This window comes from Streptomyces sp. JHA26 (assembly GCF_002005565.1).
Lineage (GTDB): Bacteria > Actinomycetota > Actinomycetes > Streptomycetales > Streptomycetaceae > Streptomyces.
This window is the reverse complement of sequence record NZ_BDJC01000054.1, coordinates 1-13631: the sequence shown is the minus strand read 5'-3', so window position 1 is coordinate 13631 and position 13631 is coordinate 1. Positions and strand designations below refer to the sequence as shown.

The window sequence follows — 13631 nt, the reverse complement described above, 5'->3', positions numbered from 1 at the left end:
CGTGGACCGCGCGTCCGGTCCCGGCGTCGCGGTCCACGGCACGGACGACGAGAACGCCGGCGGGGCGGTCACGACCGCCCGCATCCGCGGCCGACCGCCTCTTCTGCCTCTTCTGCGCGGGGACTTGCCTATCGTTACGGGCATGGCCTTCCACCCGACGACGGAACCCACCGTCTTCCACGCAGCGCTCCGGGACCAGTTCGAGGCGTTCCTCGACGAACATCGGAGCGCCCTGCACGACAGCCTGAACGGACTGACGGAGGAACAGGCGCGCCGGTCGCTGGTCACCTCCAAGACCACCCTGCTGGGCCTCGTCAAGCACGCCACGTTCGTCGAGAAGGTCTGGTTCGACGAGGCGGTCACCTGCCGGCCCCGCAGCGAGATCGGGATTCCGCACACGCCCGACGAATCGTTCGATCTCCACGACGACGACACGGTCGCCTCGGTCCAGCACGCCCACCGGCAGGCCTGTGCGGCATCGCGCCGTGCCACGGCTGGGCTGACGCTGGACGACGTCGTCCGGGGCAACCGCCGAGGGCCCCTGCCGCTGCGCTGGGTCTACCTGCACGCGCTGCGCGAAATGGCCCAGCACTGCGGCCACGCGGACATCCTGCGCGAGCAGATCCTCGGCGGCACGACACCCGCCGGCTGACGGCCGGCGCCGAGGGCTCCGTCGTGAGCGTCCGCCGCTCGGCTCCCGGCGCACCCGTGGCGCCGGGCCCCGGCTCACCTGTGGCGTGATCATGTTGATCTTGTGCACCTTTGCAGTCGACACCATGGAACCCGGACAAGGCCCCTCATCTCTCCACGTGATCCCCAGCGACTCCGTGATAACACGAAGTGATCACTTCCGAGAGGGGCCTACGTTCTCATGGGTATCTTCAGCCGCCGCCCGTCCACCGTGGTCGAGCCCACGCCGACTGTCCGCTCCCATGCGCACGTCGCGGAGGCCGGCGCCGACGGTGTCGCGCTCGACCCGGCGCTGCGGTCCCTGACCGGGCGGTGGACCATCGACCGCCCGCACAGCCGCATCGGGTTCTCCGTGCGGCACGCCATGGTCACGACGGTGCGCGGGGCTTTCACCGACTTCGACAGCGCCCTGTACTTCGACGGGGAGCGGCCCTCCGGGTCGCGGGCCGACCTCGTCATCCGGGTCGCCAGCGTGGACACGGGCGTGGAACAACGGGACGCGCACCTCGTGGGCGCCGACTTCTTCGACGTACGCCGTTTCCCGGAGATGGTGTTCCACAGCACCTCCACGACGCACGAGGGCGAAGGGAGCTTCCGCATGACGGGAGACCTGACCATCCGTGACGTCACCCGGTCCGTCGAACTCCAACTCGACTACCTGGGCTCCGTCACGGACCCGTTCGGCTTCGAACGGGCCGGCTTCGACGGCACCACCACCATCGACCGCACCGAGTGGGGCCTGGTCTACAACCAGCGCCTGAAGGCCGGCGGCGCGATGGTGAGCGAGAAGGTCCGGCTGCAGTTCGACATCTCCGCGATCCGGGCCGCGTCATAGCGTGCCGCGGAAGGAGGCGCGCAGGACGTCTCCTTCCGCGGACAGGGGATGACACCCGGCCGCCCCCGGCCCCTCCCGTGCGGGTCAGCCCGCGGCGGCGGGGCCGGGCGGCAGGTGGACGGTCATGATCAGGTGGCAGGGTTCGTCACCCGCGCCGCGGTAGGTGTGGGGGGCGTCACCGTCGAAGGCGGCGGTCTGTCCGGCGTGGACGGGGTGCTCGGCGCCGTCGACGACGAGGGTCATGCGACCCGAGGTCACGCTGACGGTTTCGACGACTCCGGCCTGGTGGGGGTGGCTGGGGTACTCCTCGCCCGGCTGGAGCCGCCAGCGCCAGACTTCGACCGGGGCGGGACCCGTCGTCGTCAGCATCAGCCGGGCCTCGCTCCCCCGTTCCCCGGCCCACAGCGGCATCACGGCATCGGCGGACACCACGCGGACGCGGTCTTCGGCCGGCCCCTCCATCAGGGCGGACACCGAGACGCCGAGGGTGTCGGCCAGCCGGACCAGGGTGGCGAAGTTCGGATTCCCCACAGCGACCAGGTCCGGGTGCTCCACCTCGCCTCGGACCGGCCCCGGGCCACCGTCTGAATCCCCGCCGGTGGGGCGGCGCCCCCTCCGGGACCGACGGTGTGACGCGCACCACTGTCCGAGCGCTTCCGGTCGGGCATGCGCGATCATGAGCGGATGGACGCTCGTTTCCTCGGCATCGGTGAACTGGCCGACACCCCGGCCGTGGCGGTCGTGGTCGACGTCATGCGTGCGTTCACGGTGGCCGCCTGGGCCTTCGCCCGGGGGGCGGAGAAGATCGTTCTCGCCGAGTCGCTGGACGAGGCCCTGTCGCTCAAGGCCCGCCACCCGGACTGGGTGGCGCTCAAGGACGGCCCGCCCGCACCCGGGTTCGACACCGTCAACTCGCCCGCGCTGCTGCGGTCCGTCGACCTCGGCGGGCGGACCGTCGTGCAGAAGACCACGGCGGGTACGGTCGGCGCCCTCGCGGTCAAGGAGGCGTCGCTGGTGCTGTGCGCCGGCTTCGTGGTGGCGGAGGCGACGGCCCGGCTCCTGCGGACACGCGGGAGTGAGAGCGTCACGTTCGTGGTCACGGGCGAGGACGGGCGGGCCGACGAGGATCTGGCGTGCGCCCAGTACATAGCGCGCAGGACCACGGAGGCCGGGACGGACGCGGCCGAGTTCCTGCGCCGCGCCGGCGCGTCGCGCGCCGCCGCCGAACTGGCGCGGGGCGTGCGTCGAGGATCCCACCCCGATGACGTCGCGCTCTGTCTCGAGCTCGACCGCTTCCCCTTCGCCATGGTGGCGACCCCGGAGGGCCCGCTCATGGTCCTGCGCCCGTCCGCCGTCCCCTCGCCGCTCTAGCGCAGGGCGGCGGCCACGAGGCCTTCGAGGGCCTCGCGCGGCACGCCGCCCCCGCACACGAGCCGGTCGAAGACCAGCCCGTCGACACAGGACAGCAGCGTGCGCGAACGGTTCTCGACGTCCGTCACGCCGTGCCCGGCGAGGAACGACCGGACGGCCTCGCGGCCGGCGTTCTCGCGGGGCACGAGGATCTCCCGCAGTTCCGGGTCGCGCACGCTCTCCACGGCGCAGGCGTAGCGGGCGAGTGAACGGCGGCGGCCCTCGCCGGTGAGTCGCTGCCGGACGAGCAGGGTCAGGCCGTTCACCAGGTCTTCGGCCGTGCGGAGGGGCGCGAGCTGCTCGGCCGTCGCGTGCAGCTCCGCCTGGTCGAGCTGGACCAGGCGGGTGACGAGTCCGGTGAGCAGGGCGGCCCGGGTGCGGAAGTACGCCGACGTGGTGCCGGGCGGCATGCCCGCCCGCCGGTCCACCGCACGGTGGGTCAGGCCTCGGACCCCTTCGTCGGCGAGTACGTCGAGAGCCGCGTCCGCGAGGAGGGTGCGCCGGTCCGTAGCCATGGTTCCTTTCTACACCTGTAGCTCCTCGGTTAAGATTCTCTTCTACAGGTGTAGAAGAAGTGGGGGCCCGCCATGGGGAACACCGCAGTGGTCGTCGGGGGAGGCATCGGCGGACTGGCCGCCGCCATCGGTCTGCGCCGCGTCGGCTGGGAGGTGACGGTCGTCGAGCGCGCGCCCGTGCTCGACGACGTGGGAGCGGGCATCTCGCTGGCCGCCAACGGCCTTCGGGCCCTGGACGAACTCGGCGTGGGCAAGGCGGTGCGGGAAGCGTCGCGGGGCCAGTACAGCGGCGGCACCCGCACGCCGCGGGGTGGCTGGCTGGCCCGGATGGACGGCGCGGCGCTGGCGAAGGCGGTCGGCACGCCCATCATGGGCATCCCCCGCGCCACCTTGCACCGGCTGCTGCGCGAGGCCCTGCCCTCCGGATCACTGCTGATCGGCTCCGAGGCCGGCCCGGTGCGGCAGACCGGCCCCGGGACGGTACGAGTCGGTTGCGACGACGCGGTCCTGGACGCCGACCTGGTGGTCGCGGCCGACGGCATCGGCAGCAAGGTCCACGCCCGGCTCTTTCCCGCCCACCCCGGCCCGGTGTACAGCGGCTCGACGGTGCTGCGCGCCATCACCGAGCACCCCGTGGAACTGCGCACCGACTTCGAGCTGACCTGGGGGCACGGCGCCGAGTTCGGGCACATCGCCTTTCCCGACGGGCGCGCCGAGTGGCACGCGGTCCTCAGCCTCCCCGCGAGGACGCGGTTCGCCGACCCCCTCGCCGAACTGCGCCGACGGTTCCACGCCTGGCACGACCCGATACCCGCCCTGCTCGACGCGACCCGGGCCGACGCCGTGCTGCACCACGACGTCGGCGAACTGCGCACACCGCTCCCCTCGTTCACGGTCGGCCGGATCGCGTTGCTCGGTGACGCGGCACACGCGATGACCCCGAACCTGGGGCAGGGCGCCTGCCAGGCGCTGGAGGACGCGGTCACACTGGCCGCCGCGCTGGCCGCCGGACCCACCGTGGAAGCCGCGCTCGCCCGGTACGACGCCGAGCGCCGGCCACGCAGCCAGGCCGTCGCACGCGCCGCCCGGCAGGCCGGACGGATGGGCCAGCAGCTCTCGCACCCCGTGCCCGTCGCCCTGCGCAACACGGCGATGCGGCTGACACCCTCCCGTGCGGCCGTGCGCACGATCCTCCGGCACCACGACTGGGTCCCACCGCGACCGGGCTGACGGTGCCGGGGCTTTCTTTCCCCGGAAACCGGGGCTGACCGGTGACGGCAAGGGTTACAGTCGGCGGGCGGTGACCGCCCGCCGACGGGACGGTGGCCCCTTTCCGGGAGCCGTGCAGCATGATCCGTCGGTCACCGCCGTGAACCGTGAGCCGTCGTAGAGGTGGTAGCCCATGAGCATCGTCGACCTGGCCGCACTCGGTGACTCCTTCACACGCGATCCGTACCCCGTGTACGCCCGCTTACGGGCCCAGGGTCCCGTGCACCGCATCCGCATGCCGGAGGGGAACGCGGAGGCCTGGCTCGTCGTCGGCTACGAGGCCGGGCGTGCCGCGCTCGCGGACCCGAGGCTCTCGAAGGACTGGAGCAGGGCGTCCCCCTCGCTTCCGCTCGGTGCCATCTCCTCCGGCCCCCACATGCTCCGGGCCGACCCGCCCGACCACACGCGGCTGCGCAAGCTGGTCGCCCGGGAGTTCACGGCCCGCCGGGTGGAGGAACTCGCGCCGCGCGTGCAGAAGACCACCGACGCCCTGCTGGACCGGATGCTCGCGGCGCCCGACGGACGCGCCGACCTCGTCGAGGCCCTGTCCTTCCCGTTGCCCATCTCCGTCATCTGCGAACTCCTCGGCGTACCGGATCTCGACCGCGCTTCCTTCCGCACGTGGTCGAACGACGCCCTCGGCGCCATCGACCCCGAAGTCCGCACGGCGGCCGCGGCGTCCATGGCGCGGTACCTGGAGGAACTCCTCGCGAGCAAGAGGCAGCAGCCGGGCGACGATCTCATGAGCGCACTGATCCACGGCCCGGACGGCGACGGGGACGGCGGTGGCGACCGGCTGTCCCACGACGAACTCCGAGGGATGGCCTGGCTGTTGCTGGTGGCGGGTCATGAGACCACCGTGAACCTCATCTCCAACGGCGTCCTCGCCCTGCTCACCCATCCCGAGCAACTGGCCGCGCTGCGCGCCGATCTCACGCTCATCGACTCCGCCGTCGAGGAGATGCTCCGCTACGACGGGCCCGTGGAGACCCCGACGTACCGGTTCACCACCGAGCCGCTGACCATCGGCGACACGGTCGTCCCCGGGGGCGGAGAGCTCGTCCTCGTGGCCCTGGCCGACGCCGACCGCGACCCGGCGCGTTTCCCCCGGCCCGACCGCTTCGACATCACGCGCGACGCCCGCGGCCACGTGGCCTTCGGACACGGCATCCACTACTGCCTCGGGGCACCTCTGGCCCGTCTGGAAGCGCGCATCGCGATACGGACGCTCCTGGAGCGCTGTACGACCCTGGACCTGGACGTGCACCCGGCGGCCCTCACCTGGCGTCCGGGGCTGATGATCCGCGGCCCGCAGAGTCTGCCGGTGCGCTTCGCCTCGTAGCCCCCTCCATCCGCGGCCCCGGTCCGGCGCGCGTGTATCGCGTGTCGGGCCGGGTAGGCGCCTCAACCGGATCATCAAATTCCGCTTAGAGTCTGCCGTCGCGTGAAGCAGGAGGAACCACATGAACAAGCCGATGCGACACGTCGTGGCCACGGGGATCGCAGCCGTAGGCGTCGGAGGTGCGCTGCTGGCGGGCGCCGCCCCGGCGACGGCGGCGCCCGCGCAGGACAGGGGGCACTCCGCCCGCCCTGCCGCGACGACGGCCGGACACCACCCTCACACCCGCGGGTCCGCCTCCCACCGGCACATCGACCCGTGGGTCATGGACCAGATCCGCCAGTTCGATCCCGCGGCCGCCCGGCGGATCGCGGTGTACGACCCCTGGGTGAAGGACCAGCTGGCGCAGTTCGCCGGGCGGACCGGCTGATCCTCCGTCCGGCGGGCCGACCGCCGCTCCGCCTTCCGACCGGTGCCCCGCGCCGTCGTCAGGCCCCGTCGAGGGCGGCGGCGACCCGGTCCATGACGCGCCCCCAGTGCGCCCGTCGCCGTTCGCGCTCCTCCGGGCCCGTCAGGTGCTCCTGGTGGAACCGGAGCATGGTGCGGGCCCCCTCGGCGGCGGGCGCCAGGGCGACCTGGACCGTGGTGGTGCCGTGGGTGACGCGGATCTTCCTCCCCGGGTGGTAGCCGCGCACCTCGCCCGTCACCCCCTCGCCCGTCCGGTAGGGGGCACCACGTTCGGAAGTGAGGACCACGCCCGGCCCGAGCCAGAGGGCGAGTCCCTCGGTGCCGCTGATGAAGTCCCATACGACGGACGGGGGGTGGGCCAGGGTGCGGGACACCCCGATCTGCCAGCCTGCGTCCTGGGTGAGTCCCGTGGGCATGGCGGTCATCCTTCCTCGGTGTGGCGGGCGCGCAGGGCCCTGACCTTGTGGCGGTTGCCGCAGTGCTCCATGGAGCACCAGCGGCGGCGCCCGGGCCGTGAGGTGTCGACGTAGACGAGGTGGCAGTCCTCGGCGGCACAGGTGCGGATGCGGTGCGCGAAGGGGCCGGTCAGAAGCTCGACGGCGTCCCGGGCGACGGTGGCCGCCAGGTGGGTGCCGGTGGGGGTTCCGGCCCACCGCCGCTCGCCGGTCGGGGCGATGGCGGGGGCCAGGGCCGGGCGGGCGGCGGCCTCGTTGACGATCTCCAGGTCGCCCGGTGGGCGAGGCTCGTCGCGTACCTGGGCGAGGACCACGCGGAACAGCGCGTCGCGCAGTCTGCGCATGCCGGCCACCTCGTCCGCCGAGATCTCCAGCACGGGCGTCGGGGTCAGCCGCGACCGGTCCGCCCAGCCGGCCAGGTCGGCGGGCTCGTGCAGCGCCTCGTACCGGCGGTAGGGGCCGGGACCTCCGGTGGTCAGCAGCTCCAGGCACAGCGCACCGGGATCGAATCGGTAGGCGACGCCGGCGTGCGAGTACAGCGTCAGCCCCTTGGTGGGGACCGCATCCATGTAACCACTATAAACGGTTACGCGGGAGGGCAGAAGAGCCGCGCAGCGGCCTCCCCCACGCGGTCAGCCGCCCTCGGGAACATCCACGCCGCCCTCGGGAACATCCACGACGACACCCTTCTCGTCGATCATGTGAGTGCGCCAGTACACGTCCCACTTGTCGTCGACCTGTTGCGGCACCTTGCCCTCGGGGTAGCGCGTGTAGCCCTGGGGAGGCCGCTCGCCGTCCGGGACGCACGCGGAGCCGGTGCCACCGATCGACGTGACCGGATACTCGCCCCCGCTGCAGATGTCCTCCCGGTACTCCAGCGAGCAACCGGTGAGCACCAGAGCCGCGGTGGCACACCCGAGAACGGTGGCGGCCGTGACGCGGACGACGCCGCGCCGCGCGCGGTCGGAAGGTCGGCGGAGCCTGCTGGTCGTGCGCATGGGGTCTCCCGGGGTCGGCGAGGACGGGCAGGTACCCCCACCTTCGCCGACGCCCGGCGGTGGGTCCTGAGTACGGGTACTCAGAGCACGCGCTCGCCGGTACTCACCGGTGCGGCGGAGCCGTTCGAAACGCCCGCCCCGCCGGACCCCCGCCCGCCGACCGTCGCCTGCTGCGTCTTCCGGCCGGCGGCGCGACGGACCAGGTCGTCGCGCGTGGACCGGGCACCAGCCGCCGTACGTCGTTCCGGCGCCTCCAGGTCCTCATGGCCCGGCTCGGCGCCGCTAACCGCTTCCAGACGGCCCTGCGGGCACAGCGCTCGGGCCGGCTGTGACCGGGGTCCGGGCACCACGTGTCCGGCCCGCGACGAGCCACCCGACCGCGGCGCCGACCGCGTACCAGAGCAGGTCCGGTGCGTTGAAGGTGGAACCGAGGACCAGGCGGGCCGCCGTGCTCCGCCGGGAGAGCCCCGCCGGCAGACCGGTGAGCTGGAGGAACTCGACGCCCCAACTCGCGGCCAGGGCCACCGCGGCGGCCTTCCACGGTGTCGTCCGCGGTGCCGCGAGGAGGACGAGGGCGAGGAGCAGAAGGGTGTAGAGGGCGTCGCCTCCGTACTTGGCCACCTCCCCCTCCGACACCGCCCTGAGGCCGGTTCCCGCGCCGACGGTCACCAGGGCGGCCGCCCCCGCCGCGAGGCGGACGCGTACCGGGCCGCCCTCGACGGGGGTGCGGGTGCGGGGAGTTCGGGTCATGCGGTCATTCTGCTGGACGTCCACCGCCCGCCCCGGCCGAGCGCCGCCCGACCCGGCCGGGCGCCGCCGCCGACGCCCTCTGGCGTACGCGCGTAGACCTCGGGCACCATCGTCGTGCACCGCGTGCTCAACCACCCCACGAGCAGCATGACGTACTGCATGGAGGTTTTCGATGAAGTCTCCGAAGGGCATCCGCATCCGGTCGGCCGTCACCGCCCTCGCCCTGGTGGCCGCCCCCGGCGCCGTCGTCGTCGGCAGCGCCGGCGACGCGTTCGCGGTGACCAAGATCAGCCACGCCACCGCGACGTCCATGTTCCGCGAGGTCGGGATCACCTGGTCGTCCTCCGGCAACTGCTCCAACCGCAACAACTCGACCTGCACGTCCTTCGACCAGCTCAACCTCGCCACCGCGCAGGGCGCCCAGACCCTCAAGCGGGCCAGCGGGTGCGCGCTGAACATCACCGGCGGCACCGAGACCGGTCACGCCTCCGGCACCTACTCGCACTGGAACGGCTACAAGCTGGACTTCAGCAAGTACACGTGCGTCGGCAACTACATCAAGAACAGCTTCACCTACATCGGCCTGCGCGGCGACGGCGCCGCGCAGTGGCGCTCGGGCTCCGGCAACGTCTACGCCGACGAGGGCAACCACTGGGACGTCACGTACTACAACTGCGGCGGCTGCTGAGCCCGGACGACGGCCGGCGGCGCGGAGCCGCCGGTCAACGGAGGGGGCGGGCCGGGTCGGTGATGCGCAGCAGGCGGGGTGCCCGTGCCGCGGGTTCGGGCAGGCGCAGCGGGGACCTCCCGGGGGTGATGCTGCCCAGGAGGGTGGCCCGGCGGGCGCCGGTGCCCGTGGGGAGGGTGCCGGGCAGGCCGTGGACGGTGAGGAAGCCGAGGATCGCGAAGGCCAGGGCCTCCTTGGCGTCGGAGGGCATCCCCAGGGCGTCGCTGGGGCGCAGTGGCACGCCGGGCAGTTCGTCGGCGAGCATGCGCATCAGCACGGGGTTGCGGACGCCCCCGCCGGAGACGACGAGGTCGGTGACCCCGTGGTCGCGGCAGGCGTCGGCGACGGTGACGGCGGTGAGTCGGGTGAGGGTGGCGAGGACGTCGTCGGCCTCGGGCGTGGGCGCCTTCTCCAACGCCCGCCGCAGGTAGGGCAGGTGGAAGTGTTCCTTGCCGGTGCTCTTCGGGGCGGGCCTGAGGTAGTACGGGTCGTCGAGCAGGGCGCGCAGCAGTGCCGGGCTGGTGCGGCCCGCGGCTGCCCGGCGGCCGTCCTCGTCGTAGGCGGCGGCACCGTCCGTGAAGTGCCGTACGGCCGCGTCCAGCAGGGCGTTCGCCGGTCCGGTGTCGAAGGCGAGCGGCTCGGCGCCGGGGGCGACGACGGTGATGTTGGCGATGCCGCCGAGGTTGAGGGCCGCGGGTGTGCCGGGCAGTGCGCGCAGCAGCATCGTGTCGGTCATGCCGACCAGCGGGGCTCCCTGGCCACCGGCTGCGACGTCCCGGCTGCGCAGGTCGGAGACGACCGGGAGTCCGGTGGCCTCGGCGATCCAGGCGGGCTGGCCGAGCTGGAGCGTGCCGCGGACGGTGCCGTCCTCGACCCAGTGGTGCACGGTCTGGCCGTGCGAGACGACCAGGTCGGCGGCGCCGTCGCACAGGTCGTCGAGGGCGCGCCCGGCGGCCGCGGCGAAGGCCTGTCCCACGCCGGTGTCCAGGGCGCACACGGCACGGGTGGTCGTGGTGGCCGGCGGCAGGGTGGCGGAGATCAGGTCCCGCAGCTCGGCCGGGTAGGGGACGGAGAGGTGTCCCAGCGGCCGCAGGCACAGGGTGTCGCCGTCCAGGGCGAGGTCCGCGGCGGCGGCTTCGATGGCGTCGTAGGAGGTGCCCGACATCAGGCCGATCACGCGCATGTCGTCTCCCGGCGCGCGGTGCGGCCCGGGTCCGGTGTCCACTGCGTCTGTGCCTGCGGCTGCGTCTGCGGCTGCGTCTGCGGCTGCGTCTGCGGCATGGCTGCTCCGGGGATGTTCGGCGGGGTACGGGGTCGGGGCCCTGCCGGAGGGCCCGGTGCGGCGGTGCGCGTGCTCCGTCATTCCCGGACCCCGGCCGTCTCGGCGCGGGCCGGGTCGGTGCCGTCGGTGCCTTCCGCGGCCTCGGGGGCGCGGTGGAACAGGCTCGTCAGCGCGCCGACGGCCAGGGTGACCGCGACGCCGATCGGCACCAGCCACTGCGCGGCGATGCCCGTCGGCACGGTGGCGCCCGCGACGTCGACGTCGATCTTCACGCCGCGCACGAGGTAGGTCATCACGGCGACCGTCACGAGGAACGCCACGACCGAGTCGGCCTCGTTGGCCCGGCGCACGAGGCGGCCGAGCAGGAAGGCACCGAGCAGGGCGCCGTACGTGTAGCCGGCGATGGTGAGGCCGGTGAGGTAGACGTTGCCGGTGCTGGTGCTGAAGGCACAGGCGAAGACGGCCATCAGCACCGCCCACACCAGGGTCATCACGCGGGCGAGCCTGAGCAGGAACTCCTCGGACGGTGTGCTGCGGAAGAAGCTGTGGATGATGTCGGCGACCGTCGAGTTGGACATGGAGTTGAGCGCCGAGGACAGGGAACCCATCGCGGCGCCGAGGATGCCGGCCACGAGCAGCCCGGAGACCACCACGGGCAGCCCGTGCAGGATGAACTCCGGGTAGAGGTTGTCGGTGCTGCTCAGGCCGAGTTCCTCGAAACTGCGGCCCTTGTTGTAGGACCACAGGAGCGCTCCGACGAGGGAGAAGGCGGCGAACTGGACGGTGACGAAGACGCCCGAGGCGATCATGGCCTTCTGGCCGTCGCGCAGGGTGCGCGTGGACAGGACGCGCTGGACCATCAGCTGGTCGGAGCCGTGGCTGGCCATGGCGAAGACGGCGCCGCCGATGATGGCGGTCGGCAGGGCGAAGGGGCTGGTGAGGATGTGCGCCGGGTCGAAGTCGGTGTCGAACAGCCGGAACTTGCCCGCGTCCAGGGCCTGTGCGTAGCCGTCGGCGCCGACGTGGGCGGACAGGACGCCGATGGCGAGGAGGGCGCCGCCCACGTACAGGACCATCTGGACGGTGTCGGTCCAGATGACCGCCTTGATGCCGCCGAGGTAGGTGTAGAGGACGGTGACCGCGGTGACGGCGATGATGATGACGCGGTAGCTCGTGTGCACGCCGAACTCGTCGAGCAGCAGCTTGATCGGGATGGCGGAGGCGAACAGCCGTACGCCCTCGGCGAGGAGCCGGGTGAAGACGAAGGTCACCGAGGCGAGTCCCTGCAGCTTCAGCCCGAACCGGCTGCCCAGGTACTGGTAGGCGCTGACGAATCCGCCGCGCTTGTACAGGGGGATCAGCACGGCGGCCACGACGACGCGGCCGATGACGTAACCGAGGGCGAGTTCGACGTTGCCGAAGGCCTGGCCGCTGTACGCACCGCCGGGCACGCTGATGACGGTGAGCACGCTGGTCTCGGTGGCCACCACCGAGAAGGCCACGGTCCACCACGGCATGTGGCCTTCACCGACGAAGTAGTCCTTGGAGGTCTTCTGCCGGCCGGCCAGCCGCAGGCCGATCCAGGCGATCGCCACGAGGTAGACGACGATCACCACGAGGTCGAGTTGACGCACGCTCACTCCTGGGCAACGGCCGGCGGCGTCGCCGGCCGGGTGGGGGCGGTGGGGACGGACGTCGGCCGTCCGGCACGGACGACGTGGGGTTCGTGAGGTTCGCGGGGTTCGTGGGGTTCGTGGGGGAAGGAAGTGCTCGGGGCCGGCGGGCGCGTGCCGTCCAGCGAGTATCGGAACACCGACCTCCGCATGTCAATAAGTAACCTAGCCTGATGTGCGACGTAACTTTTTGACGTCCCACATGGGCGTGGCTACTGTGTCGGCCACCGACCCAGGAGGGAACGGCCCATGCCCCACCAGGAACGACGCCGCGCCACGGACCGGCCCGCAGAGGACGCGCCCCCGGCCGGGACCCTGGCGGCCATCCGGGCGGCGCTGCCCTCCCTCGCGCCCTCGGAGCGGCGGGTGGCACAGGCCGTGCTGACCGATCCGGCGCAGGCCTCGGAGCTGTCCATCAGCGCGCTCGGCAAGCGGGCCGACACGTCGGTGGCGACGGTGATGCGCTTCTGCCGGGCCATAGGCATCGCCAACTATCCGCAGCTACGCCTCGCGCTGGCCGCGGCAGCGGCCCGCGAGGACGCGCGCGGGGGCGACCGCCCGGCCCCGGGCACCGACATCAGTGCCACCGACACACTGGACGAGATCGTCCGGAAGATCGTCTACAACGAGGTGCACGCCCTGGAGGACACCGCGGCCGGGCTGGACGTCGAGGTGCTGGGCCGCGCCGTGGACGCCGTGGCGGATGCCCGGCGGATCGACGTCTTCGGCGTCGGTGCCAGCGCCTTCGTCGGCCAGGACCTGCACCAGAAACTGCACCGCATCGGCCGTACGGCCTTCGTGTGGACCGACCGGCACGCCGCGCTCACCGCCACCGCCCTGCTCGGGCCGGGCGACGTCGCCCTGGCCGTCTCCCACTCCGGGGAGACCGAGGACACCGTCGAGCCCCTCCAGGTGGCCGCCGAGCGCGGCGCGACCACGATCGCGCTCACCAACGCGCCCCGCTCCACCCTCGCCGTGAGCGCGGACCTCGTCCTGGCCACCTGCGTCCGGGAAACTCCCTTCCGCTCCGGTGCGACCGCCAGCCGCATCGCCCAACTGGCGCTGATCGACTGCCTGTTCGTCGGAGTCGCGCAGCGGTCCTTCGACGCCACGACCGCGGCGCTCGAGAAGACCTACGGAGCCGTCCGGCGTGGCGGGCGACCCCAGCCGCGGCGCCCCACCCCCGCCGCCTGACCATCGCGCCCGGTCCCGGCGCCTCC

At 72.8% G+C, this 13631-nt stretch carries 16 protein-coding genes and 1 pseudogene; 9 read left to right on the top strand and 8 right to left on the bottom strand.

What is annotated here, in order from left to right; all coding sequences use genetic code 11:
- Positions 1-142 precede the first annotated feature (142 nt).
- Positions 143-652, top strand: a complete 510-nt coding sequence (locus tag JHAT_RS26700) for a DinB family protein (protein WP_077800859.1) — start codon at positions 143-145, stop codon at positions 650-652.
- Between the two features lie 219 nt (positions 653-871).
- Entirely contained in the window at positions 872-1525 is a 654-nt protein-coding gene (locus tag JHAT_RS26695) for a YceI family protein (protein WP_077800824.1), read from the top strand.
- Between the two features lie 84 nt (positions 1526-1609).
- Here the strand turns inward: JHAT_RS26695 and JHAT_RS26690 are convergent, their stop codons facing one another.
- On the bottom strand, positions 1610-2203 hold the full coding sequence (locus tag JHAT_RS26690) for a cupin domain-containing protein (protein WP_077800823.1): 594 nt from the start codon (positions 2201-2203) through the stop codon (positions 1610-1612).
- A 6-nt stretch (positions 2204-2209) separates the two neighbouring features.
- Between JHAT_RS26690 and JHAT_RS26685 the strand changes: the two genes are divergently transcribed.
- Entirely contained in the window at positions 2210-2896 is a 687-nt protein-coding gene (locus tag JHAT_RS26685; protein ID WP_077800822.1) for a 2-phosphosulfolactate phosphatase, read from the top strand.
- On the opposite strand, the gene JHAT_RS26680 is transcribed toward JHAT_RS26685, so the two are convergent.
- Complete coding sequence (locus JHAT_RS26680) at positions 2893-3450, bottom strand: TetR/AcrR family transcriptional regulator (RefSeq protein WP_077800821.1); 558 nt, start codon at positions 3448-3450, stop codon at positions 2893-2895. The genes JHAT_RS26685 and JHAT_RS26680 overlap by 4 nt on opposite strands.
- Before the next feature lie 72 nt (positions 3451-3522).
- On the opposite strand from JHAT_RS26680, the gene JHAT_RS26675 reads away from it, so the two are divergent.
- From JHAT_RS26675 to JHAT_RS26665, 3 genes are all read left to right on the top strand, one after another.
- On the top strand, positions 3523-4680 hold the full coding sequence (locus tag JHAT_RS26675) for an FAD-dependent monooxygenase (protein ID WP_077800820.1): 1158 nt from the start codon (positions 3523-3525) through the stop codon (positions 4678-4680).
- 172 nt (positions 4681-4852) lie between these two features.
- The gene (locus JHAT_RS26670; protein WP_077800819.1) at positions 4853-6061 is read left to right on the top strand and encodes a cytochrome P450; all 1209 of its coding nucleotides are present in this window, start codon (positions 4853-4855) and stop codon (positions 6059-6061) included.
- Positions 6062-6182: 121 nt separating this feature from the next.
- Positions 6183-6488 carry a hypothetical protein gene (locus tag JHAT_RS26665; protein ID WP_077800818.1) on the top strand — a complete coding sequence of 102 codons (306 nt, stop codon included), beginning with the start codon at positions 6183-6185 and terminating at the stop codon, positions 6486-6488.
- A 58-nt stretch (positions 6489-6546) separates the two neighbouring features.
- Here the strand turns inward: JHAT_RS26665 and JHAT_RS26660 are convergent, their stop codons facing one another.
- The 3 genes from JHAT_RS26660 to JHAT_RS26650 all read right to left on the bottom strand — a co-directional run bounded on the left by JHAT_RS26660 (position 6547) and on the right by JHAT_RS26650 (position 7979).
- Positions 6547-6942 (bottom strand): SRPBCC domain-containing protein, encoded by a 396-nt coding sequence (locus JHAT_RS26660; protein WP_077800858.1) that lies wholly within the window; start codon positions 6940-6942, stop codon positions 6547-6549.
- Between the two features lie 5 nt (positions 6943-6947).
- Positions 6948-7550 carry an ABATE domain-containing protein gene (locus JHAT_RS26655; RefSeq protein WP_077800817.1) on the bottom strand — a complete coding sequence of 201 codons (603 nt, stop codon included), beginning with the start codon at positions 7548-7550 and terminating at the stop codon, positions 6948-6950.
- Positions 7551-7613: 63 nt separating this feature from the next.
- A complete protein-coding gene (locus JHAT_RS26650) occupies positions 7614-7979 on the bottom strand; it encodes an SCO0607 family lipoprotein (protein ID WP_253195614.1) in 366 nt (121 codons plus the stop codon).
- 125 nt (positions 7980-8104) lie between these two features.
- Between JHAT_RS26650 and JHAT_RS35530 the strand changes: the two are divergent.
- A pseudogene (locus tag JHAT_RS35530) lies at positions 8105-8311 on the top strand (LuxR family transcriptional regulator); the annotation flags it as partial.
- Here JHAT_RS35530 and JHAT_RS26640 read toward each other — a convergent pair.
- Positions 8262-8729, bottom strand: coding sequence for a DUF2809 domain-containing protein (locus JHAT_RS26640; RefSeq protein WP_077800816.1), 468 nt, complete (start codon positions 8727-8729; stop codon positions 8262-8264). The pseudogene JHAT_RS35530 and the gene JHAT_RS26640 sit on opposite strands and share 50 nt — an antisense overlap.
- A 172-nt stretch (positions 8730-8901) precedes the next feature.
- On the opposite strand from JHAT_RS26640, the gene JHAT_RS26635 reads away from it, so the two are divergent.
- Positions 8902-9417, top strand: a complete 516-nt coding sequence (locus tag JHAT_RS26635) for a hypothetical protein (RefSeq protein ID WP_077800815.1) — start codon at positions 8902-8904, stop codon at positions 9415-9417.
- Between the two features lie 34 nt (positions 9418-9451).
- Here the strand turns inward: JHAT_RS26635 and JHAT_RS26630 are convergent, their stop codons facing one another.
- Both JHAT_RS26630 and JHAT_RS26625 read right to left on the bottom strand, forming a co-directional pair.
- Positions 9452-10639 (bottom strand): anhydro-N-acetylmuramic acid kinase, encoded by a 1188-nt coding sequence (locus JHAT_RS26630; RefSeq protein ID WP_077800814.1) that lies wholly within the window; start codon positions 10637-10639, stop codon positions 9452-9454.
- 176 nt (positions 10640-10815) lie between these two features.
- The gene (locus tag JHAT_RS26625) at positions 10816-12372 is read right to left on the bottom strand and encodes a sodium:solute symporter (RefSeq protein WP_077800813.1); all 1557 of its coding nucleotides are present in this window, start codon (positions 12370-12372) and stop codon (positions 10816-10818) included.
- Between the two features lie 288 nt (positions 12373-12660).
- Here JHAT_RS26625 and JHAT_RS26620 point away from each other — a divergent pair, with 288 nt between their 5' ends.
- Positions 12661-13605, top strand: a complete 945-nt coding sequence (locus JHAT_RS26620) for a MurR/RpiR family transcriptional regulator (RefSeq protein WP_077800812.1) — start codon at positions 12661-12663, stop codon at positions 13603-13605.
- Positions 13606-13631 lie beyond the last annotated feature (26 nt).